The sequence below is a fragment of the Micromonospora sp. CNZ295 genome, assembly GCF_004217535.1.
This window is the reverse complement of the sequence record NZ_SHKZ01000001.1, coordinates 5,030,830-5,057,530: the sequence shown is the minus strand read 5'-3', so window position 1 is coordinate 5,057,530 and position 26,701 is coordinate 5,030,830. Positions and strand designations below refer to the sequence as shown.

Annotated in this window: 25 protein-coding genes; 19 read left to right on the top strand and 6 right to left on the bottom strand. The window is 70.7% G+C overall.

Translation table 11 applies throughout. The annotated features are described in order from the left end of the window. Positions 1-9: 9 nt before the first annotated feature. The 5 genes from EV376_RS23600 to EV376_RS23580 all read right to left on the bottom strand — a co-directional run bounded on the left by EV376_RS23600 (position 10) and on the right by EV376_RS23580 (position 6,146). Complete coding sequence (locus tag EV376_RS23600; protein ID WP_165438082.1) at positions 10-1,773, bottom strand: FtsX-like permease family protein; 1,764 nt, start codon at positions 1,771-1,773, stop codon at positions 10-12. A gap of 1 nt (position 1,774) precedes the next feature. Continuing rightward, the gene (locus EV376_RS23595) at positions 1,775-2,503 is read right to left on the bottom strand and encodes an ABC transporter ATP-binding protein (protein ID WP_486482773.1); all 729 of its coding nucleotides are present in this window, start codon (positions 2,501-2,503) and stop codon (positions 1,775-1,777) included. Further along, positions 2,500-3,039, bottom strand: a complete 540-nt coding sequence (locus EV376_RS23590) for a PadR family transcriptional regulator (RefSeq protein WP_130326658.1) — start codon at positions 3,037-3,039, stop codon at positions 2,500-2,502. The genes EV376_RS23595 and EV376_RS23590 overlap by 4 nt, the downstream gene beginning before the upstream one ends. 874 nt (positions 3,040-3,913) lie before the next feature. Beyond that, the gene (locus EV376_RS23585) at positions 3,914-4,378 is read right to left on the bottom strand and encodes a DIP1984 family protein (RefSeq protein WP_130326656.1); all 465 of its coding nucleotides are present in this window, start codon (positions 4,376-4,378) and stop codon (positions 3,914-3,916) included. Positions 4,379-4,490: 112 nt separating this feature from the next. Continuing rightward, on the bottom strand, positions 4,491-6,146 hold the full coding sequence (locus EV376_RS23580; protein ID WP_130326654.1) for a methylmalonyl-CoA mutase family protein: 1,656 nt from the start codon (positions 6,144-6,146) through the stop codon (positions 4,491-4,493). 76 nt (positions 6,147-6,222) lie between these two features. On the opposite strand from EV376_RS23580, the gene EV376_RS23575 reads away from it, so the two are divergent. The 3 genes from EV376_RS23575 to EV376_RS23565 are packed head-to-tail and all read left to right on the top strand — an operon-like array spanning position 6,223 to position 9,613. Beyond that, complete coding sequence (locus EV376_RS23575; protein WP_130326652.1) at positions 6,223-7,749, top strand: AMP-binding protein; 1,527 nt, start codon at positions 6,223-6,225, stop codon at positions 7,747-7,749. Then, complete coding sequence (locus tag EV376_RS23570; protein ID WP_130326650.1) at positions 7,742-8,935, top strand: thiolase family protein; 1,194 nt, start codon at positions 7,742-7,744, stop codon at positions 8,933-8,935. Before EV376_RS23575 ends, EV376_RS23570 begins: the two co-directional genes overlap by 8 nt. Before the next feature lie 36 nt (positions 8,936-8,971). Beyond that, complete coding sequence (locus EV376_RS23565; protein ID WP_130326648.1) at positions 8,972-9,613, top strand: hypothetical protein; 642 nt, start codon at positions 8,972-8,974, stop codon at positions 9,611-9,613. Between the two features lie 3 nt (positions 9,614-9,616). Here EV376_RS23565 and EV376_RS23560 read toward each other — a convergent pair whose 3' ends face one another. Then, positions 9,617-10,375, bottom strand: coding sequence for an enoyl-CoA hydratase/isomerase family protein (locus EV376_RS23560; protein ID WP_130326646.1), 759 nt, complete (start codon positions 10,373-10,375; stop codon positions 9,617-9,619). 104 nt (positions 10,376-10,479) lie between these two features. Between EV376_RS23560 and EV376_RS23555 the strand changes: the two genes are divergently transcribed. From EV376_RS23555 to EV376_RS30545, 16 genes are all read left to right on the top strand, one after another. Next, complete coding sequence (locus tag EV376_RS23555; protein WP_130326644.1) at positions 10,480-11,673, top strand: acyl-CoA dehydrogenase family protein; 1,194 nt, start codon at positions 10,480-10,482, stop codon at positions 11,671-11,673. Further along, positions 11,670-12,215, top strand: a complete 546-nt coding sequence (locus EV376_RS23550) for an FAS1-like dehydratase domain-containing protein (protein ID WP_165438081.1) — start codon at positions 11,670-11,672, stop codon at positions 12,213-12,215. Before EV376_RS23555 ends, EV376_RS23550 begins: the two co-directional genes overlap by 4 nt. Further along, positions 12,215-13,333, top strand: a complete 1,119-nt coding sequence (locus EV376_RS23545) for an acyl-CoA dehydrogenase family protein (RefSeq protein WP_130326640.1) — start codon at positions 12,215-12,217, stop codon at positions 13,331-13,333. Before EV376_RS23550 ends, EV376_RS23545 begins: the two co-directional genes overlap by 1 nt. Next, positions 13,330-13,770: a MaoC family dehydratase gene (locus tag EV376_RS23540; protein WP_486482772.1), complete on the top strand. Its 441-nt coding sequence runs from the start codon at positions 13,330-13,332 to the stop codon at positions 13,768-13,770. The genes EV376_RS23545 and EV376_RS23540 overlap by 4 nt, the downstream gene beginning before the upstream one ends. Positions 13,771-13,791: 21 nt before the next feature. Continuing rightward, positions 13,792-14,979: an ABC transporter substrate-binding protein gene (locus tag EV376_RS23535; protein WP_130326638.1), complete on the top strand. Its 1,188-nt coding sequence runs from the start codon at positions 13,792-13,794 to the stop codon at positions 14,977-14,979. Positions 14,980-15,060: 81 nt separating this feature from the next. After that, positions 15,061-16,197, top strand: coding sequence for a steroid 3-ketoacyl-CoA thiolase (locus tag EV376_RS23530; RefSeq protein ID WP_130326636.1), 1,137 nt, complete (start codon positions 15,061-15,063; stop codon positions 16,195-16,197). Further along, positions 16,197-18,362: an acyl-CoA dehydrogenase family protein gene (locus EV376_RS23525; protein WP_130326634.1), complete on the top strand. Its 2,166-nt coding sequence runs from the start codon at positions 16,197-16,199 to the stop codon at positions 18,360-18,362. Before EV376_RS23530 ends, EV376_RS23525 begins: the two co-directional genes overlap by 1 nt. Beyond that, the gene (locus tag EV376_RS23520; protein ID WP_207228351.1) at positions 18,359-20,026 is read left to right on the top strand and encodes an AMP-binding protein; all 1,668 of its coding nucleotides are present in this window, start codon (positions 18,359-18,361) and stop codon (positions 20,024-20,026) included. Before EV376_RS23525 ends, EV376_RS23520 begins: the two co-directional genes overlap by 4 nt. Continuing rightward, a complete protein-coding gene (locus EV376_RS23515) occupies positions 20,023-20,964 on the top strand; it encodes an SDR family NAD(P)-dependent oxidoreductase (RefSeq protein ID WP_130326632.1) in 942 nt (313 codons plus the stop codon). The genes EV376_RS23520 and EV376_RS23515 overlap by 4 nt, the downstream gene beginning before the upstream one ends. 103 nt (positions 20,965-21,067) lie before the next feature. After that, positions 21,068-21,928 (top strand): ABC transporter permease, encoded by an 861-nt coding sequence (locus tag EV376_RS23510; RefSeq protein WP_165438080.1) that lies wholly within the window; start codon positions 21,068-21,070, stop codon positions 21,926-21,928. A gap of 11 nt (positions 21,929-21,939) precedes the next feature. After that, positions 21,940-23,136 carry an amidohydrolase family protein gene (locus EV376_RS23505; RefSeq protein ID WP_207228349.1) on the top strand — a complete coding sequence of 399 codons (1,197 nt, stop codon included), beginning with the start codon at positions 21,940-21,942 and terminating at the stop codon, positions 23,134-23,136. Between the two features lie 27 nt (positions 23,137-23,163). Then, positions 23,164-23,991, top strand: coding sequence for an ABC transporter ATP-binding protein (locus EV376_RS23500; RefSeq protein ID WP_207228347.1), 828 nt, complete (start codon positions 23,164-23,166; stop codon positions 23,989-23,991). A gap of 19 nt (positions 23,992-24,010) precedes the next feature. Further along, positions 24,011-25,129 carry a CoA transferase gene (locus EV376_RS23495; protein WP_165438079.1) on the top strand — a complete coding sequence of 373 codons (1,119 nt, stop codon included), beginning with the start codon at positions 24,011-24,013 and terminating at the stop codon, positions 25,127-25,129. Next, positions 25,122-26,420: a CoA transferase gene (locus EV376_RS23490; RefSeq protein ID WP_130326624.1), complete on the top strand. Its 1,299-nt coding sequence runs from the start codon at positions 25,122-25,124 to the stop codon at positions 26,418-26,420. Before EV376_RS23495 ends, EV376_RS23490 begins: the two co-directional genes overlap by 8 nt. Continuing rightward, on the top strand, positions 26,404-26,562 hold the full coding sequence (locus EV376_RS30550; protein ID WP_207228345.1) for a hypothetical protein: 159 nt from the start codon (positions 26,404-26,406) through the stop codon (positions 26,560-26,562). The genes EV376_RS23490 and EV376_RS30550 overlap by 17 nt, the downstream gene beginning before the upstream one ends. Beyond that, complete coding sequence (locus tag EV376_RS30545; protein WP_207228343.1) at positions 26,559-26,699, top strand: hypothetical protein; 141 nt, start codon at positions 26,559-26,561, stop codon at positions 26,697-26,699. The genes EV376_RS30550 and EV376_RS30545 overlap by 4 nt, the downstream gene beginning before the upstream one ends. The last annotated feature ends 2 nt before the right edge of the window (positions 26,700-26,701 follow it).

Genomic DNA, 26,701 nt, shown 5'->3' with positions numbered 1-26,701 from the left:
GGACGGCTGTCAGGTCGGTGCGGAATGGAATGCGTCCACAACCGGGCGCCGAGTGGCGGCCATCGCGGGAATGGCGGTGAGCGCGGCGATGGCGAGCAGGACTCCGAGTGCGGTGGCGAACAGCCAGGAACCGGGTGGGTACGGGACCTCGTCGGTGCTCAGGGCCGAAACAAGCCCGATGCCGGCCGGGATCCCCACGGCGACGCCGGGTATGGCGGGAAGCAGCTGCGCTGCCGCCAGACCCACGCCGGCCTGCACAGGCGTGGCACCGAGCGCCCGCGCGACGGCCAGCGGCTGCCGGGCGTCGAGAACCGCGGTCCAGGTGCTCACGACGGCATTGATGAGCGCAAGGAAGCACAGCACCACGGTGAGCAGGAGCATGGCCTGCTCACCCCGTTCCCACCGGGGATTGGCGAGTTGCGTGTAGCCGAGGTCGAAGTGCACGACACGGCCGTTTTCCATGAGTATGGTGACAAGCGTGGTCGTGGTGATCAGGGTGTTCACCATGACGAGTCGGGCGCGGCGCGGCCGGCGCGCGTTGATGCGTACTCCAATCAGCAGGGCCGTGGGCAGCCGGCGCGACAGCCAGATACGCCACCGCCGGCGCCGCGGCGGCGTTGCGGCGTCGGCCAGTGCGCCAACGGTGCTGGTGGCGGCGGCGCGCACCACCGGTATCAGCGTCGCCGCCACCGCGATCGTGAGGGCGAGTGCCGTGGCGGCGATCACTACGCGCAGCGCGGGGGGCTGGCCGTTGACGGAGCCGATGAGCCCGGCGCTGGGGCGGATCAGCACGGGTGCGGCGAACCAGCCCGCGGCCAGGCCCGTGGCGGCGGCGGTGAGCCCGATGACGAGGTATTCGGCGAGGTGAACGGCGGCGATCATGGCTGGTCCGGCGCCGACGGCCTTCAGTAGCCCCACCCGGCGGCGCTGGCCGATGATCCGGCCCGCGACGATGCCGGCGACGCCGGCCAGCGCAAGGCCGGTGAGCAGCCAGCTGCCGACGAGCAGCACGGTCCGCGCGTCGCTGTACAGCCGGCCGTTGAGGTAGCTGATCTCCTGCCAGGTGGTGAGTTGCTCGCTGACCGTGTACGCGGTGCTGGCCGCCGGGTCGGCGAGTTTGAGGTTCAGGGTGTAGGACAGCGGCTCGTCGCCGGCGAGCGTGGCGATGTCGCTGTGGTGGACCCAGACCAGGCCGCCGCGCTCGACCAAGATGCTGCCGGGGTAGTGCCACCCGGCGTACGGATAGGTCGCTCTCGCGGCGGTGACCGCGGTTCCGATCACGCGCAGCGGATGGCCGTCGACGGTGACCGTGTCGCCGGTGCGGATGCCCAGGGCGTCGGCGAAGGCACGCTCGACGACCACGCCGCCGGGGCGTACCCAGGTGCCGTCGGTCACGGCGGGCCGGTTGGTCGATACGGGTGTGGTGTCCCGGCCCTCGACGACGGCGTGCGCGGACTTGCCGTGGGCCGTCATCGTCAGGTAGGCGATCGGGAAGGGGCCGCTGTGATCGGTGACGCCGGCCGCGGTGGTCAGCGGTGCGAGTTCGTCCAACGCGGCCTGGCCGGTGGTCCGGGGTGTCACGATCACGTCCGGGCCGGCGGTGGCGGTCCGGGTCTGCTGGTACGGCCGGTCGGCGACCTCGTTGAGCGTGAGGCCGAGGGTCAGTGTCGCGGTGGCGGCGGCGATGGCGAGCAGGAGCAGGACGGTCTCGGTGCGCCGCCGGCGCAGGTCCCGCACCAGCAACCGGCAGACGAGCAACAGACGTCCAGCCACGTCAGCGCCAGCCACCGTAGACCGTGCCGCCGGTGGTGCCGGCGAGCCGGGAGTCGTCGGCGAACGACCCGTCACGCATGGAGATCACCCGGTCGGCGACCGCGGCGATGCGCGCGTCGTGGGTGACCACCACCAGGGTCTGCCCCGCCGTACGCAGCTCCTCGAACAACCGCAGCACCTCCAGGGTGGCGGCGCTGTCCAGGTTTCCGGTGGGCTCATCGGCCAGCACGACCAGCGGTTCGTTGCTCAACGCGCGGGCGATCGCGACCCGCTGGCGCTGGCCGCCGGACAATGCCGACGGCAGGTGCTTGGCGCGATCGGCGAGCCCCACCCGGTCCAGCAGAGTCATGGCGCGCTGCCGAGCCCGGCGCGGCGACTGTCCGGCCAGCAACGCGGCCAGCTCGACGTTCTCCACCGCGGTCAGCTCGTCCATGAGGTGGAACGACTGGAAGACGAAGCCGATGTGATGCCGCCGCAGCCGGGCCAGGCCGCGCTCGCTCATCCCGTCGATCCGGTGCTCGGCCAGCCGGATCTCGCCGTTGGTCGGGCGTTGCAGGCCGCCCAGCAGGTGCAACAGGGTCGACTTGCCGCAGCCGCTGGGTCCCATGATCGCCAACGTTTGTCCGGCCGGCACGTCCAGGTCGACCTCGTCGACCGCACGGACCAGCGCGTGCTCGCCGCCGTACAGCATGCTCAGCCCACGCGCCTGCAACAGCGTCGATCCGGTCACGCCCCCGCCTTCCCTCCGGACCGATCAAGCCCGGTCCACATGCGCTCACACGCCTCCAGCCACTCCAGGTCGGCCCGCAGCCGCAGCACGACACCCTCCAGCAGCAGCCCGGCAACCGGATCCACCGACCGGTCCAACGCGGCCCGCTGGGCGTCGCGCAGCCGGCGCAGCACCTCGCGCCGCTGCGCGTCGACCAGGGCCACCGGATCGGCCAGCCGGGCGGCCGCGGCAGCCACCAGCTTGAGGTGGAACTCGGCGAGGTCCGGCTTGGGCCAGTTCACCTCGGCCAGCCAGCCCGCGACCCGCTGCTGCCCGGCCGGGGTCAGCGCGTACACCCGCCGGTCCGGCCGGTCCGGCAGGCCCTCGGCGCGCTCCGAGGTCACCAGCCCGGCCTTCGCGAGCCGGGTCAGCGTCACGTAGATCTGCCCGGCGTTCATCGCCTCGCCCAGCGGACCGAGCGCGGCACGCATCCGGCCGCGCAGCTCGTATCCGTGCGCCGGCTCCTTGGCCAGCATGGCCAGCACCACGTCCTGCACCCAGGCAACCCTTCGGATAGATCGCTAATAGATAACCGCTAGCTATAGCGCTGTCAAATCCGGCGGGGTGTGCGGAGGCAGCCGCTACCAACCCGACTCGGTGTCCTGCGGGCAGGGGCCAGGGTGCTCCAACCGAACAGCCCTCCGCCTGCTCCTGAGGGCCACGCTGAATCCGCTGGCCGCCTCGCGGCCGGTTGAAGGTCCGGATGTGCCTCCGCCATCTGCACGTGCTGTGCACATACAGCTGCACCTCGCCGTGCACGTTGGCCCATACGCCAACATCGCCCGTGGCGAGACCGTGCCAGGCCCAGGCAACCAGCTTCTCGGACCTGCCGACGACCATCCTGGCCGCACCCTGATCGGCGGCTCCCGTTGTTCTCCAGCCCGTCGGGGCAGCCTGATCAGGCTCCCGGGCCATCGAGCCTCAGAACGACGCCACGGCTAATACCGGGATGTCGGCCAAGTCGCCGGGGCGCCCTGCGCGCCTACGAGAGGCTCGTCATGCGCCGACGTGCGGGCCGGCCGCCACTCCCGTTGGGCAGTGCCTCTTCGCCGTGACCCCCCTGCTACCGGGATGCGGGCCAGTGCTCCGGCCTTCAGGCCGGGGGTGAGGGCCCGCATCCGGGTAGCAGGCGAACTGTGCCTGGACGGGTTGCGGAAGTTCCCCTGTCCCACCCTCGCCATCGTGGATCTGCACCCGGTAGTGTGCCGTGCCTCGTGCGCCGTCACCTGTGCGCTGTGCTGGGCGTGCGATGTGTGCGGGGGAGTCGAACCCCTGCGCCTGCCCGCGGCGCGCCAGGAGGGAGCCGGATTGCCCGCCGGCTCTCGGGTTCGTGCACGCCTCCACGTCGGCTACCTGCTCCGCGCCCCTTTCTCAGTCCAGCAGGTCGACCTCCCAGTTGGTCCGCTGGATCAGCGTGTCGACCTCGCGAAGCTGCCGGGCGAGATCGTCGGCCTGGTGACGCAAGTCCGCCACCGGCAGCGCCGGGACCATCTTCAGCTCCGAACGCAACTGCCGGAACCCGCGCTGACCTTCCCCGGCCGCGGCGTCCGCGGCGGACGTGACCACGCTGTGCCGCATGCGCAGCACGTCACGGCGCGCCAGCGCGTCCGTGAGGGTGCCACCCTCCACCACGCTGGCGGCGTTGGTGCGATTGATTCGCCGGATCAGCGTCTCCAGCTCATCGAGAACCTCGCCTGCCTCAGCAAGCAGGGCCGCGGCGTCCTCGGCGGGCGACTCACCCTCCTGGTACCGGGCGCTGGCGGCGATGCGGGCACGCAGTTGTTCGGCGCGGCGCGCCGCATCCGCGCGCAGCGCGAGAGCCTCAGCAAGCTTCATGGCCACAATTATGGCCAGCGAAGATCACTGGCCGCGATCCATTTCCGGGACCTCCGATATGGTCGTCACGACTGGCCGGCTCCTCGCCGTGTAACCGTCATGCTTTCCCGCCTCAGCGGGCCGAGGCGCGTCCCCAAACCGATGCCAGTGCCTGGCAGATCTCGCCGACCGTGGCGTAGCTGCGGATCGCGGCGAGGATCGGGGGTACGGTGTTAGCGCCCCGGCGTGCTGCCGCGGCTACCTCCTCGAGGCTGTCGGCCACGGTGCTGTGGGCACGGTCGCGTCGCACCTTGGCCAGCCGTTCGCGCTGTGCGGCCTCGACGTCGCCGTCAGGGCCGCCGCCGAAGTCGCCCAGTTCGGGCGGCTCGTTGGTGGCGAAGCGGTTCACTCCGACGACCGTGCGCTGTCCCTGCTCGATTAGCATCTGCTGGCGGTACGCCTCGTCGTCGAGCGTGCTCCGCAGCCAGCCCGACTCCAGCGCGGCCAGCGCCCCACCCTTGTCCCGGATACCTTCGAGTTCCTCTGCCACGGCCTGTTCGAGGCGGTCGGTCATGGCTTCGACCACGTACGAGCCGCCGAGCGGGTCGGCCGTGCGTGTAACTCCCGTCTCGTGGGCGAGTATTTGCTGGGTCCGCAGCGCGACGCGGACGGCCTGTTCCCCGGGGAGCTGAAGCGCCTCGTCGTACGAGGACGTGGCGAGCGTCTGCACCCCGCCGAGAATGGCCGCGAGTGCCTGGTAGGCGATGCGCACGACGTTGTTCAACGGCTCCTGCGCTGTCTGCAGGCTGCCGAGGGTGTAGACGAAGATGTTCGCCGCGCAGGCCCGCGGGTCGGTCACGTGGTAGCGGTCACGCATGAGCCGCGCCCACATCCGCCGGGCGGTCCGGAACTTCGCGACCTCTTCGAGCAGGTCGATGTGTGCGGCGAGGAACAGGTACACGTTGTGGGCGAAGTCCTCCACACGCAGGCCGCGGCGCAGCGCCGCGTCGATGTACTCGATACCGTTGGCGAACGCGATCGCCACCTCGTGGACAGCCGAGCCGCCCGCGTCGCGGATGTGGTACCCGCAGAACTCGATCGGCTCCCAGTGCGGCAGCTCCCGGGCGCAGTACTCGATGACGTCGACGGTGAACTCCAGCGCCCGTCGCGGCGGGAAGATGTAGGTGCCGCGGGCGAGGTACTCCTTGAGCACGTCGTTCTGCAGCATCACCTTGAAGTCGGCCGGACGGTAGCCGTGTGCCTCCGCGCCGGCTACGAAGAGGGCGACGGCGATCGGGCCGATGGCGTTCGCGGTGGTCCGGATCTGGGACACCTGGTCGAGGGGAATGCCGTCGAGCAGATCTTCCATGTCCGCGAGCGTGTCGATCGGTACCCCCACCTTGCCGACCTCGCCGGCGGCGAGTGGGTGGTCGGAGTCCAGCCCGTTCTGGGTTGGCAGGTCGAGGGCGACCGAGAACCCTCGTTGCCCGCTGGCGAGAAGGCTGCGGATGCGGCGGTTCGTTTCGGCGGGTGAGGCGCGGCCGGAGTACTGCCCCATGACCCACAGGCCCTCGCGGTACATGCCCGGCCGGATGCCGCGGGTGAACGGGAACTCGCCGGGGAGCCCGCGTTGGGTCAGGTGGTCCTCAACCCCGTCGGCGATGTCGAGCGGGGTGTAAAGAGGCGCGACGGGCATCCCGGAGACGGTGCGGTCGTCAGGCCCGGAGAGGCGGTCCCGGTGGACTTCGCTCCACCGGCCGACCGCCGCGGCCAATTGGTCATCAGGCACTTCCTGATGCTGTCATATTGTGGAAGTGTAGTCCACACCACTCGACGCCAGGGAGACATCCATCAGGGAGCCCGACATGGTAACGATCGACATCCTGGTCGCCCGCGCCGCGGCCTGGTTCGGGAGCCGACCAGCCGTGGTCGACGGCGAGCGTACGGCCAGTTTCGCCGATGTCGAGCGGCGTTCCAACCGTCTGGCCAACGCGCTCGCCGGCTTGGGCGGGGTGGTCGGTGGACGGGTCGCGATGCTGCTGCCGAACCGGCTCGAATCGGTTGAGATCGACTTCGGCATCGCGAAGTCCGGCCGCGTGCGGGTTCCGGTCAACACCCGGCTGACACTGGACGAGCGGGCCTTCCTGCTCGCCGACTCAGGTGCCGACGTTCTGATCTTCGACGGCGGCGAGGAGGAGTCCGCGGCGGAGCTGAAGGAGCGCTGCCCGGACCTTCGCCATCTGATCCGGCTCGGGGTCGGTCGCCTCGGGCTCGACTACGAGGATCTGCTCGCCGGAGCCAGCGACGCGCCCGCCGGCGTGATGCTGGAGCCCGATGCGCCGAGCTTCCTGCTCTACACCTCCGGCACGACTGGGCGACCCAAGGGGGCTACCGCGACCAACCGCAGCCGGCTGGCGGCGACGATGAACATGCTCGCCGACGAGATCGATCCGCGCCCCGGTGACGGGATGGTGCACGTGGGGTCGATGGCGCACGGCAGCGGGTCGAAGGTGCTCGCGCATTTCCTGCGCGGTAGCCGCAACCTGCCGGTGCGGTCCTGGGATCCCGAGAGGTTCCTGGCACTGGTGGCTCGCGAGCGCGCGACGCACAGCTTCCTGGTCCCCACAATGATCGCCGCGCTGACCGAGGCGGCACGGGGTCACCCCGACCGCCCGGAGTCCCTGCGCGCCATCACGTACGGCGGCTCGCCGATCGCCCCGGCCCGGCAGGAGGAGGCGATCGAGGTGTTCGGGCCGCGGTTCGTGCAGGTCTACGGATCGTGCGAGGCGCCGCATCCGGTGCTCGTTCTACGGGCGGAGGAGCAGGCCAGGCTGGGATCGGCCGGTCGCGAGGTGACCACCGTGCGGACCCGGCTTGTCGGTGACGACGGCAACGACGTGCCGGACGGGCAGCCCGGCGAGTTGTGGGTTCGCGGACCGAACGTGATGCGGGGCTACTGGGGGCGGCCGGACGCGGACCGGGAGGTCTTCCGGGACGGCTGGTACCGCACCGGCGACGTCGCCCGCCGTGATGAGGACGGCAGCCTGTCCATCGTGGACAGACTGCGAGAGGTGATCATCAGTGGTGGGTACAACGTGTACCCGGCCGAGGTGGAGGCCGCCATGGCGCGGCACCCGGCGGTCGCCGAGGTGGCGGTGATCGGGGTACCCGACGACCGCTGGGGCGAGGCGGTCAAGGCGATCGTGGTGCCGCGGTCGGGGACCGCGCCCTCGGAGCGGGACCTGGTCGAGCACTGCGCCGAGATGTTGGCCGGCTACAAGAAGCCGCGCTCGGTCGAGTTCGTCGCCGCGCTGCCGCGGGGATCGACCGGGAAGATCGCCAAGCGGCTGCTGCGAGAGCCGTACTGGGTGGGTAGGGAGCGTCATGTCTGACCGCGACGTGGTACTCGTGGCAGCCGCCCGCACGCCGTTCGGCTCGTTCGGCGGCGCGCTGCGGGAGGCGTCCGTCCCGGCGCTCGCTGCGGTCGCGATTCGCTCCACACTGGAGCGGGCCGCGCTGATCGGCTCCGATGTGGATGAGCTCGTCCTCGGGGTCAACTTCCCGGGATCGGACCGGTCGATCGCGAGGCAGGCCGCGCTGCGCGCGGGGCTGCCGGAAGACGGCGTGGCGTACACGGTAGACCGTGCCTGCTGCTCGTCGCTGGCCGCGCTCGCTCTGGCGACCCGCGGGGTGCGTAGCGGTGAGACCGACGTCGTGCTGGCCGGCGGGGCGGAGAACCTGAGCGCCGTGCCGTTCTTCCTGGACGGCCTGCGCTGGGGGCACCGCCTGGGCGACGTGCGGCTCGCCGACCAGCTCGTGATCGCGTGCCCGCATACCGGCGTGCCGCGTGCCGTTCAGGCGTCCGACGAGGCCGCGCTGCACGGTGTGGGTCGCGCCGAGCAGGACAGCTGGGCGCTGCGCAGCCAGCAGAGGTGTTCCGACGCCGTCGAGCGCGGCCTGCTCGACGAGGAGATCACGCCGGTCCGGTCGCCCGAGGACGCGTCGCGGCCGTACCGGCTCGACGCCGACGAGTCACCGCGGCCGGACACCACCCTGGAGCAGCTCGCCGCCCTGCCGCCGGTGAACGGCAGCGCGACTGTGACCGCGGGCAACGCGCCAGGGCTGAGCACCGGAGCGGCGATGCTCGCGGTCACCGCCGCCAGCTTCGCCCGCACGCGTGGCCTTCGACCGTTGGCCACCGTACTGGGGGTGGTGTCGGTGGCGGGGCCGCCGGCGCAGATCGCGTCCATCCCGGCGGTGGCCGCCCGGCGGGTTCTGGACCGGTGCGGGGTGGACCTGGCCGACGTCGACCTCATCGAGGTCAACGAGGCGTTCGCGGCCGTGCCGCTCGTCACCACGCTGCGGCTGGCCGACGGCGACCCGGCTCGCGCGGCCGAGCTACGGGAGCGGACCAACGTCAACGGGGGTGCTGTCGCCCTCGGCCACCCGACCGGCGCGACCGGGGCGCGGCTGGTGATGACGATCGTCGCCGAACTGCGCCGCCGGGGTGGCGGGCTCGGCCTGGTGGCGATGTGTGGCGGTATCGGTGAAGGCAACGCGGTGCTGCTGCGGGTATAGCCCGAAGCCGGCCCGAAGCGGGAGGAGATCGAGAGGATGCAGGAGCCGTACGCGAACGATCCGCTGCTGTTCTATCCAGGGCAGCGGCTGACGGCGCAGGAACGCGAGCGGATGGACCGGTACGAGATCCCGATCGAGGAACTCACCGTGGACCATCTCGTTTACAGCATGAGCCGGCAGATCGAGAACAACTTCCAGACGTTCTACAGCATCGCCGAGGAGGTCGTCGGCGTCGAGAAGGCCACGGAGATCGCACGGGAGATCGGCCGGCGGTACGGTGGCCGCGGATACGCCATGTTGTTGAAGGCGCACGGCATGGAGGGTGCGGGCAGTGCCCGGATGATGGCGCTCTACCAGGATCTGGTGCACAGCATCCGTGGGCCGAAGCACGCCGCGGCGCTGTACGCGGAGCACGACGAAGGGCGTTGTGTCGTGCGCCGCCGCGAGTGCGTCTACTACAGCGAGGCGCATCCGGAGAACGCGCGCTACACGGGGGCGTTCGAGTCGGGCTGTTTCGAGGGTTACCGGGCCGCGGACGAGAACCTGCTGCGGGTGGAGGTGCACCGGTGCCGGTGGAAGGGCGACGAGGGCTGCGAGCAGCACTGGGTCTACCGGGACGATCCGGATCGGCCGCCCCCCGCGGACTTCGTTGGCGACAGCCCGGCCGACGCCTCGTGATCGTCAGCCGGCGGGCCAGGTCGCGAACGCGCCCAAACCTTCCAGGGCGAGGCCGTGGCCGACCCGCTCGGCGAGGAGGCGTCGCAACGGCTCGGTCATGACCTCACGGGTGTAGCGCAGCGTGATGTCGTCCTGCCGGCAGAGGTCCTCCGCGAGTTGGTACGCCCGCGGCAGGAGCTCGGCGGCGGGGACGACCTCGTTGACCACGCCCAGATCCTTGGCCTCAGCGGCGGAAAGGCGCTGCCCGGTGAGCAGGAAGTAGCGGGCGCGGTTGACACCCAGCAGCGTGGACCAGACGGCGTGCACGCCGTCGCCTGGCACGGTGCCGAAGCGGAAGTGTGGCGCGTCGGAGAACACGGTCTCCGGCGTGGCCAGCACGATGTCCGACAGCACGGCGAACTCGGCGTGCACGGTGGCTTTGCCGTTGACCGCCCCGATGACCGGTACCTCGATGTCGAGCAGGGCGGCGAGCAGGCGCTTGCCGTTGGTGTAGATGCGCTCCCACTTCGGTGGCGTCATCGGCCCCACCCAGCTGTCGTCGAGCCGGGCGATGAACTCCGTCCCGGTGCCGGTGAGGATCACCACCCGGTTGCTCGGGTCGCCGCCGATCTCCCGCAGGGCCCAGCCGAGTTCGGTGTGTGGTCCGGCGCCCCACACCAGTGGGCCACCGTTCGTGTGCAGGCGTACCTCGAGGATGCCGTCGCGACGCTCCATCGCGAGGTGCTGGTACGCGGTGCGGTACTCATCGAAGCTGCGGTGCATCGGATCTCCTCCGGTGGGCTGTTGACGGGGCCGGCCAGGCTTCCTAAGCTGCTTCCACAATACGGAATATACTTTCACAAGTCGAAGGGCGAAGGCCGGTCCACATGCGCCTTACCTACACCGACGAGCAGCGACGGTTACGCGCCGAACTGTCCCGGTACTTCCGGACGCACCTGGAAGGGGAGTTCTCCGACCTGCGCTGGGAGGACCACGGTCCCCGCTACCGTGCCTGGATCCGCCGTCTCGGCTCCGATGGCTGGCTGGGCCTGGGCTGGCCGGTGGAGTATGGCGGGCAGGGTCGCCCGGCCATGGACCAGTTCATCTTCTACGACGAGGCGCAGCGGGCCGGTGCACCGATCCCGATGATCTCGCTGAACACCGTCGGGCCGACGCTGATGGATTACGGCACCGCCGAACAGAAGGCGTTCTTCCTTCCGGCGATCCTGCGCGGCGAGATCGACTTCGCGATCGGCTACACCGAGCCCGAGGCAGGTACCGACCTGGCGTCACTGCGCACCAAGGCGGTCTGGGACGGGGACGCCTACGTCGTCAACGGCACCAAGGTTTTCACGAGCCGGGGCGCCGCGTCGGACTACATCTGGTTGGCGGCGCGCACGGAGCCCGCCACCCGGGATCACCAGGGCATTTCGGTGCTGATCGTGGACACCTCGGCACCGGGCTTCAGCGCGGCACCCATCCGCACCCTGGCCTCGTACGACACCTACATCACCAACTACGAGAACGTGCGCGTGCGGCGGGACCGGCTGGTGGGCACGGAGGGTGACGGCTGGCGGCTGATGCAGACCCAGCTCAACCACGAGCGGATTGCGATGGCGGGGTTCGGCGGCCTGGCGGTCCGGCTGCACGAGGAGGTCGTGGCGTGGGCCGGCTCGACCGAACGCGACGGCCAGCCGGTCATCGACATTCCCTGGGTGCAGCGCAACCTGGCTCGCAGCCACGCCCTGGTGGAGGCGATGCACCTGCTCAACTGCCGGATGGCGTGGGAGGTGGGCCGGGACGAGGTCGCCGCGGCCGACGCCTCGGCGGTGAAGGTCTTCGGTACGGAGACGGTACTGGAGGTCTACCGGCTGCTGATGGAAGTGGTCGGCGCGGAGAGCCTGCTGGCGGACGGCGCCCGGGGACAGTCGCCGTGGGGAGCGCTCGAGTTCGCGTACCGCCGAGCGGTGATCAACACCTTCGGCGGAGGGACGAACGAGGTGCAGCGCGAGATCGTGGCCCGGGCAGGCCTCGGGATGCCGCGGGTGGCCCGCCGACTGGATCGGGTGGTGAGGGCGTGAGTGACGCGGGAGCTGACGAGCTGCACGCTCGCCTACTGGAGTTCGTCGGGCGGACCAGCGGGCAACCACGGGTCGCCCCGGACGAGGTCAACGCACCGATGATCCGCCACTGGTGCCAGGCGATGGGGGACGAGAACCCGGGATACACCGACCCCGACTGGGCGGAGTCCGGCCCGTTCGGCCAGATCGTGGCTCCACCGGCCATGCTCCAGTCCTGGACACATCACGACCGTCGGTTCCCTGCGGCGACCGAACCGGACAACGCCGAAGAGAAGCTGGTCGGAGTGCTCGCCGAGGCGGGCTATACCTCTGTCGTGGCAACCGGCTGCACGTTGCGCTTCGCCCGGTACCTCACGCTCGGCGACCGAGTCCACTACCAGGCCACGATCCGATCGGTATCGCCCCGGAAGTCGACCGCCCTCGGCGAGGGCTACTTCGTGACGACCGAGATGCGCTACACCGACGCCGCGGGTGAGCTGGTCGGCTCCGTCGACTTCGTGACGCTGCGGTTTCGTCCGGCGCGGGTGAGCGGGGGAGAGTGATGGACTTTTCGTTCGACGAGGACCAGACCGCGGTGGCGAACCTGGCCCGGCAAGTGCTGGTGGACCTTGTCACGCCGGAACGGCTGGCCGCCCTGCCCGCGTCCGGCTGGGACGACGGGCTGTGGCAGGTCCTGGCCGAGGCGGGGTTGCTCGGCATCGCACTGCCTGAGGATGTGGGCGGGACAGCTCGCGGCGCGCTCGACGCGTGCCTGGTCGCGCGGGAGGCAGGCCGCGTGGTCGCCCCGGTGCCGCTGTCCGGCGTACTGGCGGCGGCCCGGGCGCTGGCCGGGCTGCCCTCCACACAGCGCCCCGATGAGCTGCTGGCCCAGGTCTCCGCGGGGCGGGCAGTGGTGCTGCCGTGCCTGGCCGGCACGGTCGAGGCGACGCCGACCGTCGCCCTCAAGCCCGTCGAGGGCGGCTGGACCGCGCACGGGATCCTGCCGTTCGTGCCGTACGGCACGGTCGCCGACCACCTGCTGGTCGCCGCCGTCGACCCGGACGACGCGCGTCTGGCGGTCCTGCTGCGACCGCACCATCCCGGCGTAGTCGTGGAGCCGGTGCAGACCAGCGGTGCGGAGGTCTGCGCCCGGGTCGCGGTGGAGGGACCGCTCCTGCGCGAGGTCGACGTGTTCGCCGGCGAGGCCGGCGCCGCGCTGCTCGATCGGGTCCGTTCTTACCAACTGTTGTTGAGCGCCGCCGAAATCTGCGGTGTGGCCGACGCCGCGCTGTCGCTCACCGCCCGCTACACCACCCAGCGCCGGCAGTTCGGCCGCCCGCTCGGCTCCTTCCAGGCGGTGGCCAGCCGGGCGGCGGACGCCTTCATCGACCTGCAGGCGATGACCTGGACCCTGTGGAAGGCGGCCACCCTGCTGGACCACGGCGAGGATGCGCGGGACGCGGTGTCGGTGGCGCGGTTCTGGGCTACCGAGGGCGGCCACCGGATCATCTCCGCCGCGCACCACCTGCATGGTGGAGTGGGCATCGACCTCGACTACCCGCTGCATCGCTACTTCTTTAGGTTCAAGACGCTGGAGTTCACCCTCGGCGGGGCAGCGGAGCATCTGGCAGCGCTCGGCGGCTCGCTCGCGGCGCAGTTCCGTACCGGGGGAGCGCTGTGATCGGCAGGGCGGCGATCTCGGCTGGGCAGCCGCTGCCGGTGCGGGAGATCGACGTCACCACCACGTTGATTGTTTGCGGGGCGATCGCCTCCCGCGACTTCTACCCCGGCCACCACGACCGCGATGCTGCGGTACGGGCGGGTTCACCGGACGTCTTCATGAACATCATGACGACCGCGGGCCTGGTGAGTAGCTACCTCACCGACTGGGCGGGCCCGCGGGCGGTACTGCATGAGATCGATCTGCGGCTGGGCGCGCCGAACTACCCCGGCGACGTCATGCGGCTCACCGGCGACGTGTTGGACAGCGTCACCGGGGAGACCGGTACAGCGGTGACCGTGCGCTTCGAAGGCCGCAACAGTCGGGGTACCCACGCCCGTGGGACCGCGCGGTTGGAGATCCGTGTCGGGCAACCGCAGGCCTTGACACCCCTGTGATCAAGGCCATAGCTTCTGCCTGTGAAAGCCTATTCCAAGATGTGGAAGGAGGAGGTGATCAGCATGAACGTCACTCAAAGCTGGCGCCGGCGAGCCCTTGCCAGCCTGACCTGCCTCGCGCTCGCCACCGGCGTTGTGGGATGCGGAGACGACGAGGACGAGAGCGCGTCAGGTGACACCGGGCACTGCCAATCCGTCGATAAGGTGAACTACATCCTGGCCGCCGCAAACGTGAGCCTAGGCTCCGTGGCCTACGCCCAGGTGCCCCAGGAGCTCGGGTTCTTCGCCCAGGAGTGCCTGGAGGTGACGATCCAGGCCAGCGGCCAGACCAACAGTGAGATCGCCCTGGCGCAGATGGAGACCGGGCGCTTCGACGTCGGCGTGCCGGCGACGCTCAGCCAGGTCGTGTTCGCCGGCAAGAAGCCCGTAACCAAGTCGGTGTACTTCACCGCCTTCACGAACATCGGCATCTTCGTCGCCAACGACGGGCCGGTAAAGTCCCCCGCCGACCTGGCCGGCAAGCGCATCGGCGTCACGTCGATCGGCACCGGGACCGCCATCTACTGCCTCGAATCGGCCCGGCTCGACGGCGTGCCGGCCGACCAGATCGAGCAGGTGCCGATCAACTCCGGGCTTGCGGCCGTCGCCGAGGCGCTGCGGTCGAAGAAGATCGACGCCTGGTGCGGCATCGACAGCGACGGCATCGCGTTCAACAACTCCGGCCTGCCCTCCCACCGCCTCGACACCAAGTTCGACAAGGACCTGCTGCCGCCTGGGACGCTGGTCGCCACGAAGACGATGATCGAGAAGCGGCCAGAGGTCCTCAAGCGCTTCCTTCACGCGATCCTCAAGGGATACGCGTTCGCGCTGGCGGCGCCCGAGAAGGCCACCGCCATCGCCCTCAAGCTCTACCCGGAGTCCAAGCCCGCCGCCGACACCGACGAGGAGGCGTTCGAGAAGGCGCTTGCCATCGTCAAGGAGCGGATGAAGAACTCGACGCCGCCGGGCTACCCGCAGACGCGGCTAGGGCTCATGCCCGACGACGCCCTCAACCGGGGCATCGAACCGCTCAAGCAGGCAAACCTCGTCCCAGGTGACATCACGTTGGAGACCTGGCGCGACCTCACGCTGCTCGAGGAGGTCGGCAAGGACTTCGATCCGAAACCGATCGAGGACCTCGCCCGCACCTACCAAGCACCGTCCTTCTAGCGCACCCGCTGACCGGGTGGATCGGCGCCGTCGTCGCCGGTCCACCCCGCCGGCCTCCATTTGGGGGGAGAGAAACAAGGCATGAGCGAGCCCGTTGTCGTGCAGGCGCTGCGGACGCCGATCGGCAAGCGTGGCGGAAGGCTGGACGGCGTCCATCCGGCCGCCCTCCTGGCCGAACCACTGCAAGCCGTACTGACCGGTGCCGGCGTCGAACCCAAAGACGTCGAGCTGCTCATCGGCGGCTGCGTCACCACCGCGAACGAGCAGAGCAGCAATGTCACCCGCAACGCGTGGCTCGGCGCCGGACTGCCCGCGCACGTCGGCGCCGTCACAGTCGACTGCGCGTGCGGGTCGGGGCAGCAGGCGAATGCCATGGTGTCCGCGCAGATCGCCTCAGGAATGATCGGGATCGGGATCGGCTGCGGCGTCGAGTCGATGAGCACCGTCGCCCTGCACGCGAACAAGCCCGCCGGCCTGCACACCCCGCGGCCGCCCGCCTGGCCGTGGGACATGCCGACGCAGTACATCGCCGCCGAACGAATCGCCGAACGGCGCGGGCTGACCCGCGCCGACCTCGATGAGTTCGGACTGATCTCGCAGCAGCGGGCCGGCGCGGCTTGGCGGGAGGGCCGGTTCGACCGCGAGGTCATTGCGGTACCGGGCCCGAACGGGACCGGACCGGTGACCCGGGACGAGGGGTTGCGGGAGACCAGCCGGGAGGCGCTCGCCGGACTGCGCCCGCTGGCCGATGACGCGCTGCACACCGCGGGTACCTCGTCGCAACTCTCCGACGGCGCCGCGGCCGTGCTCTGGATGGACCGGGCGCTGGCCGAGGCCCGAGGTCTGCGGCCGAGGGCGCGGCTGCGTGCCCACGTGCTCGTCGGCGCCGACCCGTACTACCTGCTCGACGGGCCGGTGGAAGCAACCGCCGCGGTGCTCGACAAGGCCGGCCTCAAGCTGTCCGACATCGACATCTTTGAGGTAAACGAGGCCTTCGCGGCAGTACCACTGTCCTGGCTGCGGGCGACCGGAGCGGATCCGGACCGGCTCAACGTGAACGGCGGTGCCATCGCGCTGGGCCATCCGGTCGGCAGCACCGGCAGCCGACTCATCGTCAGCGCGCTGCACGAGTTGGAGCGGCGTGGCGGCCGCTACGCCCTCATCACGATGTGCGCCGGCGGCGCACTCGCCACCGGAACCATTCTTGAGCTGCTGTAATGGCCATCGTCGCAGTACACCCGCGCGCCGAGCAGGAGAAGCTGCTGGCCGGAGCCCTGGAGAGCTGGACCCGACGCAACGCGGGACCGGAACACCCCCGCACCGCTCTGGCCGGCGGACCGGTCGCCGACCCGCTGCGGGACCTGGCCGACCTGGGTTTCCTCACCGCGCACCTGCCGGAGCCGATAGGTGGCGGCGGTGAGCCGCTCGACCTCGCGATCGTCGCCGAACACCTCGGCGCCGCGCTGACCACCGGCGCGTACTTCGCCGGGCTGCTCGCCACCCTCGCCCTCGCCGACCACCTGAACCACCCGCTGGCCTCCGAGGTCTGTACCGAGATCGGCACCGGACGGTCCCAGGTGGCTGTCGCGGTGGACGGCGCGCTGCGGCTCACCCCGGCCCCAGACGGCGGTCTGCTGGTACGGGGCGAACTGCCGCTGCTCGTCGGTCCGGCCGACGCCGACCTGTTCCTCGTCCGCGCAGTCGCCGGCGATGGACCGGTGCAGGAGCGGTGGCTGCTGCTGAGACGGGCAGAGGTCGTCGCCGGCCCGCTTCCGGCGCTGGACGGGGCGCGGCCGATGTCGATGGGTACCGTCGACGCCCGGCTCGGGCACGACCGCCTGCTCCCGCCCGGGCTGTCTGCCTCCGTCACCGACGCTCTTGGCCTGCTCTGCGCGGCGGAGGCGGCCGGGACCCTGGACTGGTGCACCCGCACGGCGGCCGCCCACGCGACCACACGAGAGCAGTTCGGCCGGCCGATCGGAGCGTTCCAGGCCGTCAAGCACAAGTGCGCCGACCTCCTGGTGCAGCGGGAGACCGTCAAGGCCCTCGTGTGGGAGGCCGCGCGCAGCTGGCACGCATCGCACCGCGCGGTCGCGGTCGCTGCGGCCGCCACCGTCGCGCCGGACCTGGCGGCCACCGGCGCCGGCTCCTGTCTGCAGATCCTGGGTGGCATCGGGTTCACCTGGGAGCACGACGTGCACCTGCACCTGCGGCGCGCGGTGGTGAACCAGCGCTTGGCGGCCACGCGGGAACGGGCCGCCGAACTCGGCCGCCGCTGCCTCGCCGACGGCCTGCCCATGCCCACGCCGGCGTCCGGCGGCGAGGTGGAGGAGCGGGCGCGGGCTGCGATACGCCGATGCGCGGCCGTGGCGCCAGGGCAACAGCGGGCGGCGTTGGCCGCCGAAGGGCTGGTCGCTCCGGAGCTTCCGCCGCCCTGGGGGCGCGGGGCCGAGCCGCACCAGGCGGCTCAGCTCGCGACGGTGATGCGGGAGTACGGCATCGACCCGCCCGACCTGGGCATTGCCCGCTGGATACTCCCGGTGCTGCTGCACGGGGCGGGCAGCGCGGAACGCGACCGGCTGATCGCAGCGATCCTCGCCGGCGAGGATCGCTGGTGTCAGCTGTTCAGCGAGCCCGGAGCCGGATCGGACCTGGCCGGACTGTCGACCCGGGCGGTGCGGGTCGAGGGCGGATGGCACCTGCACGGCCAGAAGGTCTGGACCTCTCGCGCCCACGAGGCCACACGGGGACTCTGCCTGGCCAGGACCGGCGGCGGTCCCCGGCACCGCGGCATCAGCTGCTTCGCGGTCTCCATGAGCGCGCCGGGAATCCAGATCCGCCCCCTGCGGCAGATCACCGGGGAGTCGAGGTTCAACGAGGTGTTCCTCGACGGCGTGTTCGTACCCGACTCCCTGTTGCTCGGCGAGGTCGACGGTGGGTGGCGGCTGGTGCGGTTGTCGCTCGCGGCCGAGAGGACCGCGATGAGCACCATGGCCTTCGCCGACGGCGGCTTCGACCGGGTGCTCGCCACCGCGCGGGCGGTGGATCCCGACCCCGCCACGCTGAATCGGCTCGGCCGGCTGGCCGCGGCGGAGTACGCCGTCCGGGCGCTCGGCACACGCGCATCACACGCCCGGTGGGAGGGCGTACCGGGCCCGGACCCGACGGTCCGCAAGCTCGTCAGCGTCGGGCACCGGCAGGACACCGCCGCTTTCGGACTCGACCTGCTCGGCCGCGCGGGGCTCGGCGACGGCGCCGACGCGCGGCACTGGCAGCACGCGTTCCTGGATACCCGGGGGCTCAGTATCGGAGGAGGGACCAGCGAGGTCATGCGCAACGTCATCGGTGAACGGCTGCTCGGCCTACCCAGGGACCTACCGTGAGCGACGGAGTGGCGACGACCGTTCGTGACCTCGTGCTCGCCCGCGCCGGTGACCATCGGACCGGCCTGCTCTTCGAGGACCAGCGGTGGACCTGGGACGAGGTGGTGACGCAGGCGCACCGGTGGGCGGACCTGCTGAGCGGGTACCGGAGTTCGGCGCGCCTACACGTCGGTACCCTGCTCGAAACGATTCCGGAGCACCTGTTCCTGCTCTGCGGGGCCGCCCTGTGCGGAGCGACCGTCGTCGGCCTCAACGCCACCCGCCGGGGCGAGGCGCTGGCGCGAGACGCCCGGCTGGCGGACTGCCAGCTCCTGGTCACCGAGCCCGCGCTCGCGCCGCTGCTGTCCGGGATCGATCTCGACGTGCCGGTTCTCCAGGTGGATCAGATCGACGGGACCCAGCCGGATGGAACGTCCCGCTCGGTGCTGCCGCCGGTACGCCCCGACTCGCTGTACCTGCTGCTGTTCACCTCCGGCACCAGCGGTGAGCCGAAGGCGGTGCGCAGTTCCCAGGGGGCGATCGTGCGCCGCGGCAAGAAGGTCGCCGACCGCGTGGCGCTCGGCCCGGACGACGTCGTGTACATCTGTATGCCGCTGTTCCACTCGAACGCCATCATCGCCGGGTTTGCGCCGGCGCTCACCGTCGGCGCCACGATCGCGCTGCGCCGCTCGTTCTCCGCGTCCGGGTTCCTGCCGGACGTGCGCCGGTTCGGCGCGACCTACGCCAACTACGTCGGCAAGCCGCTGAGCTACGTCCTCGCCCAACCCGAGCGCCCCGACGACGCGGACAATCCGCTTCGGGCGGTCTTCGGCAACGAGGGGGCCGAACGCGACATCGTCGAGTTCAGCCGGCGGTTCGGCTGCCAGGTATTCGACCACTACGGACAGACAGAGGGCGGGGTGACCCTCGCCCGCGGCCCGGGCGACCCGCAGGGCGTGCTGGGCCGGGGCAGCGGCGCCGAACGGGTGGTGGATCCGGCGACCGGGCGTGAGTGCCCGCGGGCCGTGATCGAGGACGGCCGGGTCCGCAACGCCGAGGAGTGCGTCGGCGAACTGGTCAACGCCGGCGGCCTGGGCTCGTTCGAGGGGTACTACAAGGATCCGGAGGCCGAGCGGGAGCGCACCCGGGACGGCTGGTACTGGACCGGTGACCTTGCCTTCCGGGACGAGGCGGGGCTGTTCTACTTCGCCGGCCGGCGTGGCGACTGGGCCCGTGTGGATGGGGAAAACCTCGGCCTGGCCGGGATCGAGCGGGTGCTGCTGCGCCACCCGGACGTCGTCAACCTCGCGGTCTACCCGGTGCCGGACCCGGCCGCGGGTGACCAACTGATGGTGGCGCTGCACTGGCGTACCGACCGGCCCTTCGACCCTGCCGCGTTCGAGCGGTGGCTGAGCGAACAGCCCGACCTCGGTACCAAGGCGGTACCCCGCTTCGTGCGGCTTGCGACCGGACTGCCGATGACGGCGACGAACAAGGTGCACAAGCGAGCCCTCGTGGCCGATCGGTGGGAGGTGGATGACCCCGTGTGGTGGCGGCCGCCGGGGACCGAGCACTTCCGCGAGTTCGACGTACCCGCGCGGGAGGCCTGGAACCGGCTTTTCGAGCGGCACGGCCGCGCCGCGGTGCTCCACCTGGCGGGTACCGCGTTCGGGGATCGGTCATGACCGCCGTGGATCTCGCTGGGCGGGTGGCGATCGTGACCGGGGCGGGCCGTGGGCTCGGCCGGGCCGAGGCGCTCGCGCTGGCCGCCGCCGGCGCCCGGCTGATCGTCAACGACGTGGACAGCGCCGCCGAGGAGGTCGTCGACGAGATCGTCGCGGCAGGCGGCGAGGCCGTCGCTGATCACTCGGACATCGCGGACTTCGCCAATGCCGGCGCGCTGGTCGCCGGCGCGGTACGGCGGTTCGGCCGGCTGGACGTGCTGGTGAACAACGCCGGGATCGTACGAGACCGGATGGTCTTCACGATGTCCGAGCGAGAGTGGGACGACGTGCTTCGGGTCCACCTGCGGGGCCACTTCTGCACCACCCGCTGGGCCACCGCGTACTGGCGGTCGGAGGCCAAGGCGGGGCGGCCGGTCCGGGCCTCGGTCGTCAACACCGCCTCTGAAGCGTTCCTCAACGCGCCGGCAGGACAACCCAACTACGCCGCCGCGAAGGCGGGGATCGTGGCGCTGACGGTCTCGACCGCGAAGGGCTGCGCGGCGTACGGGGTGCGGGCTAACGCGATCTGTCCGAGGGCCGCGACCGCGATGACCTCCCCGATCTTCACGGATCGGCCCGAGGACGCGCAGCGGCTCTCGCCTGGACATGTCGCCCCGCTCGTGGTCTATTTGGCCTCGGACGCGTCCGCGCCGGTCAGCGGCAACGTCTTCATCAGCTATGGCCCGCGGGTGGGTGTGCTGGCGCCGCCGGTTCTCGCGGCCACGGCAGACGCCGCGGCGGGTCGCTGGACGCCGGAGGCGTTCGCGGCCGTGTTCGCCGAGCCGGCCTTCGCCGACCGGCTGAGCCAGGGCTACGCCGCCGACGACGTCGTTGCGGCCGCCGCTGACCTGTGGGGACCCACCGTCGAGGCCCGACGCGGACGGCCAGACTTTCATTGACCTCGTGAAACCCGGTTGATAGCGTGAAATCAGCTTCCACAATGCGGATGTCAGGTCGGGTGGCACCTCCGAGACCCGGGCCGGGCAGCGGAAAGGAAGAATCGTGAGTCCATCCCCGCCAACCGTGTCCGACCCAGCGGAGCGGACCACCGCTGCGACGGCCAGTGCCGCCGACGCCCTCCTGAGCCGACCCGTCGAGAAGCCGAGCCTGCTGCGCAGGCGGCCGGAGCTGGTGCTCTCGCCGGCGGTACTGGTGCTCGTGCTGGCCGCCTGGCACCTGGCGGTGAAGTGGTTGAAGCTGTCCGACTTCGTCCTGCCGCCTCCCGCCGAGGTGATCGAGGCACTGATCCGCAACACGCAGGAGGGACGCTACACCGACCACCTCTTCTACACCGTGCGCAACTCGCTGGTTGGGTTCGCTGCGGGGACGGTCCTCGGCGTGCTGGTCGGCGGCCTGCTCGCAGCGTCATCCATGGTGGAGCGGGTGTTGCACCCGTACCTCGTGGCGTTCCAGACGTTCCCCAAAATCGCTTTGGTGCCGATGCTCACGATCTGGTTCGGCTTCGACGCTCAGCCGAAGATCATCATTGCGGGCATCCTCGCGTTCTTCCCGGTCATGGTCAACGCTTACGCCGGCCTGACCGCAGTCGACGCGGAGTCCGAGGAGCTGATGCGCTCGTTGCGGTCGTCATCGGTGCAGACGTTCATCAAGCTGCGGCTGCCGACCGCGCTGCCCTACATCTTCGCCGGTCTCGAGCTGGCGCTCGTCTTCGCCATCCTCGGCGCGGTGACCGGGGAGTTCCTCGGCTCGCGGGAGGGGCTCGGGTTCCTCATCCAGCAGTTCTCGGTCCAGCTGCGGACAGAGGACATCTTCGCGCTGCTCATCATCTTCGCTGCACTGGGCATGGCGGCCCACATGCTCATCAGCTGGTTGCGCAAAAAGGTCATCTACTGGCAGGGCTGAGGAGACACAACATGACACAGACGATGCCGCGCCGGCTGCCTGAGCCCGAGCCGCGGGAAGTGCACTACACGGTCATCTCGGTCGACGACCACGTGGTCGAGCCACCGACCACGTTCGAGGGGCGCGTCCCCGCCGCGTTCACCGACCGGGCACCGCGAGTGGTCGAAGACGCCTCCGGCGAGCAGGCCTGGCTGTACGACGGTGAGCTGCTGCCCAACATGAGCGTGCACGCGACGGTCGGCTTCGAGCTCACGAATGCCGGCTTCGACCCGCAACGGTTCGACCAGATGCGGCAGGGCTGCTGGGACATCCACGAGCGGATCAAGGACATGGACGTCAACGGCATCGCGGCCTCGCTGTGCTTCCCGTCCAAGCTCGCCGGCTTCGGCGGGTACCGCTTCTCCCTGAGCCGCGACGCGGAGCTGGGCCGGGTGGCGTTCGAGGCGTACAACGACTGGCACCTGGAGGACTGGGCGGGCGCGTACCCGGGCCGAATCATCCCCTGTCAGATCCCGTGGCTGCGCGATCCGGTCGAGGGCGCGGAGTACATCCGGCGCAACGCCGAGCGCGGATTCCGCGCCGTGACCTTCCCGGACAACCCCGAGCACTTGGGCCTCCCATCGGTCCACACCGGGCACTGGGACCCGCTGCTGCAAGCCTGCGCAGACACCGGCACCGTGGTGTGCCTGCACGTCGGGTCGGCGTCGTACATCCTCGGTGCGGCCTCGGACGCGCCACTGGACACCAAGACGGTGCTCTTCCCGCTCAACTCGAGCGTCGCGCTGGTGGACTGGCTCTACTCGATGCTCCCGGTCCGGATCCCCAACCTGAAGATCATGCTGGCCGAAAGCGGGATCGGCTGGGTTCCCTCGATGCTGGACCGGCTGCGCTACTGCGTCGACCAGAACCACGCCGGGTACGCCGGCGGCTGGACCAGCAAGGAGTTCACCCCGGCCGAAATCGTGCAGCGCAACTTCTGGTTCAGCTCGCTGGAGGATCCGTCCGGGTTCGAGCAGCGGCACCGCATCGGAGTCGATCGCATCCTGGTCGAATCCGACTACCCGCACCCGGACTCCACCTGGCCGGACACCCAGGAGGTGCTGCACCGCCAGCTGCGCGACCTGGACCCCGACGAGGTGGACCGGATCACCCACCGCAACGCGGCCGAGCTGTTCCGCTTCCCGGTCGCCAAGACCGCGCGGTCCTGACGCGGCGAGATGGCAGGAGGAGGAAGCGTGCCCGAAGTTGTGCAGCAGCGTGACCGGCCCGACATCCAGGAGCGGCCGGCAGCCAAGGGACTGATCACGGTCGAGGGTCTGTCCAAGGTGTACGACACGCGCTCCGGGGAGCGGGTGCTGGCGCTGCGCGACATCGAGATGGAGGTCCGGGAAGGGGAGTTCGTCTCCCTGGTCGGTCCGAGCGGCTGCGGCAAGACGACGCTGCTCAAGATCATGGCGGGTCTCTACCCGGCCTCGCTCGGCGCGGCCTCGATCGACGGGAAGCAGGTTTCGGGACCGCACCCCGATGTGGCGATGGTCTTCCAGAACCCGGTCCTGCTCGCCTGGCGCAGCGTCCTGAAGAATGTCATGCTGCCCGGGGAGATCGCCGGGCGGAGCCGCGGTGAGAGCGAGCGCCGGGCCCGCGAGCTGATCCAGATGGTCGGGCTCGCCGGCTTCGAGAACAAGCTGCCCCGGGAGCTCTCCGGCGGCATGCGGCAGCGCGCCTCGATCGCGCGGGCCCTTGCCGCCGGAAGCCGCATTCTGCTGATGGACGAGCCGTTCGGCGCGGTCGACGCGTTCACCAGGGACGTGCTCAACATCGAGCTGCTGCGGATCTGGGACCAGGACCGCAAGACGGTCGTCTTCGTCACCCACAGCGTCGCCGAAGCCGTCCTGCTCTCCGACCGGATCATCGTGATGGGTGCCCGTCCCGGCCACGTCATCGAGGACTTCCGGGTCCCGCTGGGGCGGCCACGGAGCATCGACGACATGGCCTTGCCGGAGGCGGGCACGGCCGTCAAGCACATCCGCCACCTGCTGACCGGACCGGCGGTCGGTGGCTGAGCGCATCAGGAGCAGGGGATTGGCGGAGTCGAGCACAAGCCGGAGGGAAACCCCCGACGGGCCGCTGCGCGGCGTACGAGTGGTGGAGATCGGCCAGGACATCGCGGTCCCGTACGCCGGCCGCCTACTGCGGCTGCTCGGCGCCGAGGTGAGCAAGGTCGAGCCCCCGGCGGGTGACCGCCTACGGCGGCACACACCGAACGGTACGGCGGCCGGCACCGGAGCACTGTTCCGCTACCTCAACGCCGGCAAGTCATCGCTCACCGCCGACCCGTCCGGCCCAGCCGGACACGCCCTGGTCGCCGCGTTGTGCGCGGAGGCTGACCTGGTCTTCGTCGACGAAGGGCTGGGCGCCGTCGCCGGGCTGGCCGCGGACGTGGCAGACCAGGCCGGCACGGTCGTGCGGCTGGTCGACTTCGCGCCGGATGGGCCGTACGGGCAGTGGCGGGCGTCGGACCTGGTGCTGCAGGCCGCGGCGGGCTGGGTGTCACCGCGCGGGCGGGCCGACGGCGACCCCGTGCCGGTCGGCGGCCGGCTCGGGGAGTACGCCGCCGGGACCTACGTCGCGGTCGCCGGCCTCACCGGTTGGCGGTCACACGTGGACGGAACCCCGATGCGGGTCCTGGTCGACCGGATGTCGGCGGTCTTCAACACCGTCGCGTTCGACATGCTGCGGCGCGAAACCCTGGTCGAGCTGGGGTACACCCAGACCCGGTACACCGCGTACATCCCCGGACCGATGCCCTGCGCCGACGGCATGGTCGCGGTGAACTGCCTGACCGGACAGCACTGGCACGACTTGTGCACGCTGCTGGGCGTGCCGGAGTACGCCGACCGGTACGTCGAGATGCGCTACGACCGCGGGGACATGGCGGCCTTCTACGCCGCAGTGCGGCCGTGGTTCGCCGAGACGACCGTCGCCGAGACGGTGGAGCTCTGCCAGGCCTTCCGGGTGCCAGCGGCACCAATAACGAGCGGCGCGACGGCGCCGGAGCTTCCGCCGTTCCGGGAGCGAGGGTTTTTCGTGGCCGCGCCCGACGGCGGGCTGCATCCCGGGCCACCGTTCCGGCTCCGCGACGTCCAGGCCGCGACCCTCGGAAACGCGCCAACGCTGCCGCAGGGGCACTCGCATGACTAGGCGGGAGGCGTTCGCCGGGATCCGGGTGCTGGACCTGGGCACTTTCTGGGCCGGTCCGTACCTGGGCAGCCTGCTCGGCACAATGGGCGCGGACGTGGTGAAGGTGGAGGGACCGCGCCGCGTGGACGGGTTCCGCTTCCTCGCCGCCTTCCCCCAGCAGGGCAGCCGGTGGTACGAGCTGAGCGGCCTGTTCCAGGCGACCAACCTCAACAAGCTTGGCCTGACCCTGGACCTCGGGACCGACGACGGCCGGGCGGTGCTCGAGCGGCTCGTCGCCAGCGCCGACGTAGTGATCGAAAACTTCTCACCCCGGGTCATCGAGCAGTTCGGGTTCGGCTACCCGGCGCTCGCCGCCATCAACCCGCGGATCGTGATGATCCGGATGCCCGGATACGGGCTGGAGGGTTCCTGGCGCGACTTCGTCGGCTTCGGAAACTCCTTCGAGTACGCCGGCGGTATCGGCTGGATCACCGGCGACCCGGACGGCCCACCGCTCGGCCCCGGTGGGTATGCCGATCCGCTGGTCGCGATGCATGGCGCCCTGGCGCTGGTCGCCGCGCTGCGGGATCGGGAGCGCACCGGGCGGGGTCAGCTGATCGAGCTGGTGCAGGCCGAGGTGGTCGCCGCGATGACGCCGGAGCCGGTGCTGCACCATGCGCTCACCGGCGAGGTGCTCGGGCGCACGGGTTCCCGGTCCCCCGAGTTCGCGCCGCAGGGTGTGTACCCGTGCCGCGGGGAGGACGAGTGGCTCGCCCTGACGGTCCGCGACGAGGCCGATTGGAAGCGGCTGGTGGCAATCGTCGGCGATCCACCAGGGCTGCCCGCGGCGCGGCTGACCACCCTGGACGGACGACGGGCCGAGCACGACGCGCTCGACCGTTGGCTGTCCGCCTGGACCCGCGACCGTGACCCGGCCGCCACCGCCGCGCTGCTGCAGGAGGCGGGGATCCCGGCGGCAAAGGTTCTCACGCCGGCCGCGATGTACGACGACCCGCAGCTGACGGCGACGGGGTACTACCAATCGATCGAGCATCCGCTCAGCGGAATCCGTCGGTACCCGACCTGGCCGTTGCGGTACCGCGACAGCGACGGTGCCGATCCTGGCACCGGTGCCGGAATCCGGCTCACCCACCGCTTCCGCTCGCCACTGCTTGGCGAGCACAACGAGGAGATCCTGCGCCGGCGGCTAGGGATGAGCCCGGAGGAGATCGATGAGCTGCGGCGCCGCGGCGTGATCAGCGAGCGGATGCTCGGGACGGACGAGGAGAGGGACGATGACGGAGATACGTGACGACACCTCGGTGCGGGTCGGCAGCCGGGTGCGCTGCGAGCGATGCGGCACCGAAGTCGTGGTGGTACGCCCACCTGTGCAGCCGCTGATCTGCTGCGAGGTGGCGATGTCCCCGTTGGCGAGTGGTCGGAGGCCGGCGTGAACCTGATTGGAAAGCGGTACGAATGCGCGCGGTGCGCGGCGGAGGTGCTCTGCACCAAGCAGGGCGACGGTTCACTCTCCTGCTGCGGCGAGCAGATGCGGCTCAAGGTGGCCAAGCCGCTGCCCGCATCGGACTGAGC

What these genes read in the sequence shown, in the direction of transcription:
- EV376_RS23585 (WP_130326656.1), bottom strand. Translation starts at nt 4,378, where the DNA reads ATGAAGCTTGCTGAGGCTCTCGCGCTGCGCGCGGATGCGGCGCGCCGC.
- EV376_RS23575 (WP_130326652.1), top strand. Translation starts at nt 6,223, where the DNA reads ATGGTAACGATCGACATCCTGGTCGCCCGCGCCGCGGCCTGGTTCGGG.
- EV376_RS23570 (WP_130326650.1), top strand. Translation starts at nt 7,742, where the DNA reads ATGTCTGACCGCGACGTGGTACTCGTGGCAGCCGCCCGCACGCCGTTC.
- EV376_RS23565 (WP_130326648.1), top strand. Translation starts at nt 8,972, where the DNA reads ATGCAGGAGCCGTACGCGAACGATCCGCTGCTGTTCTATCCAGGGCAG.
- EV376_RS23560 (WP_130326646.1), bottom strand. Translation starts at nt 10,375, where the DNA reads ATGCACCGCAGCTTCGATGAGTACCGCACCGCGTACCAGCACCTCGCG.
- EV376_RS23555 (WP_130326644.1), top strand. Translation starts at nt 10,480, where the DNA reads ATGCGCCTTACCTACACCGACGAGCAGCGACGGTTACGCGCCGAACTG.
- EV376_RS23545 (WP_130326640.1), top strand. Translation starts at nt 12,215, where the DNA reads ATGGACTTTTCGTTCGACGAGGACCAGACCGCGGTGGCGAACCTGGCC.
- EV376_RS23530 (WP_130326636.1), top strand. Translation starts at nt 15,061, where the DNA reads ATGAGCGAGCCCGTTGTCGTGCAGGCGCTGCGGACGCCGATCGGCAAG.
- EV376_RS23525 (WP_130326634.1), top strand. Translation starts at nt 16,197, where the DNA reads ATGGCCATCGTCGCAGTACACCCGCGCGCCGAGCAGGAGAAGCTGCTG.
- EV376_RS23515 (WP_130326632.1), top strand. Translation starts at nt 20,023, where the DNA reads ATGACCGCCGTGGATCTCGCTGGGCGGGTGGCGATCGTGACCGGGGCG.
- EV376_RS23505 (WP_207228349.1), top strand. Translation starts at nt 21,940, where the DNA reads ATGACACAGACGATGCCGCGCCGGCTGCCTGAGCCCGAGCCGCGGGAA.
- EV376_RS23490 (WP_130326624.1), top strand. Translation starts at nt 25,122, where the DNA reads ATGACTAGGCGGGAGGCGTTCGCCGGGATCCGGGTGCTGGACCTGGGC.
- EV376_RS30550 (WP_207228345.1), top strand. Translation starts at nt 26,404, where the DNA reads ATGACGGAGATACGTGACGACACCTCGGTGCGGGTCGGCAGCCGGGTG.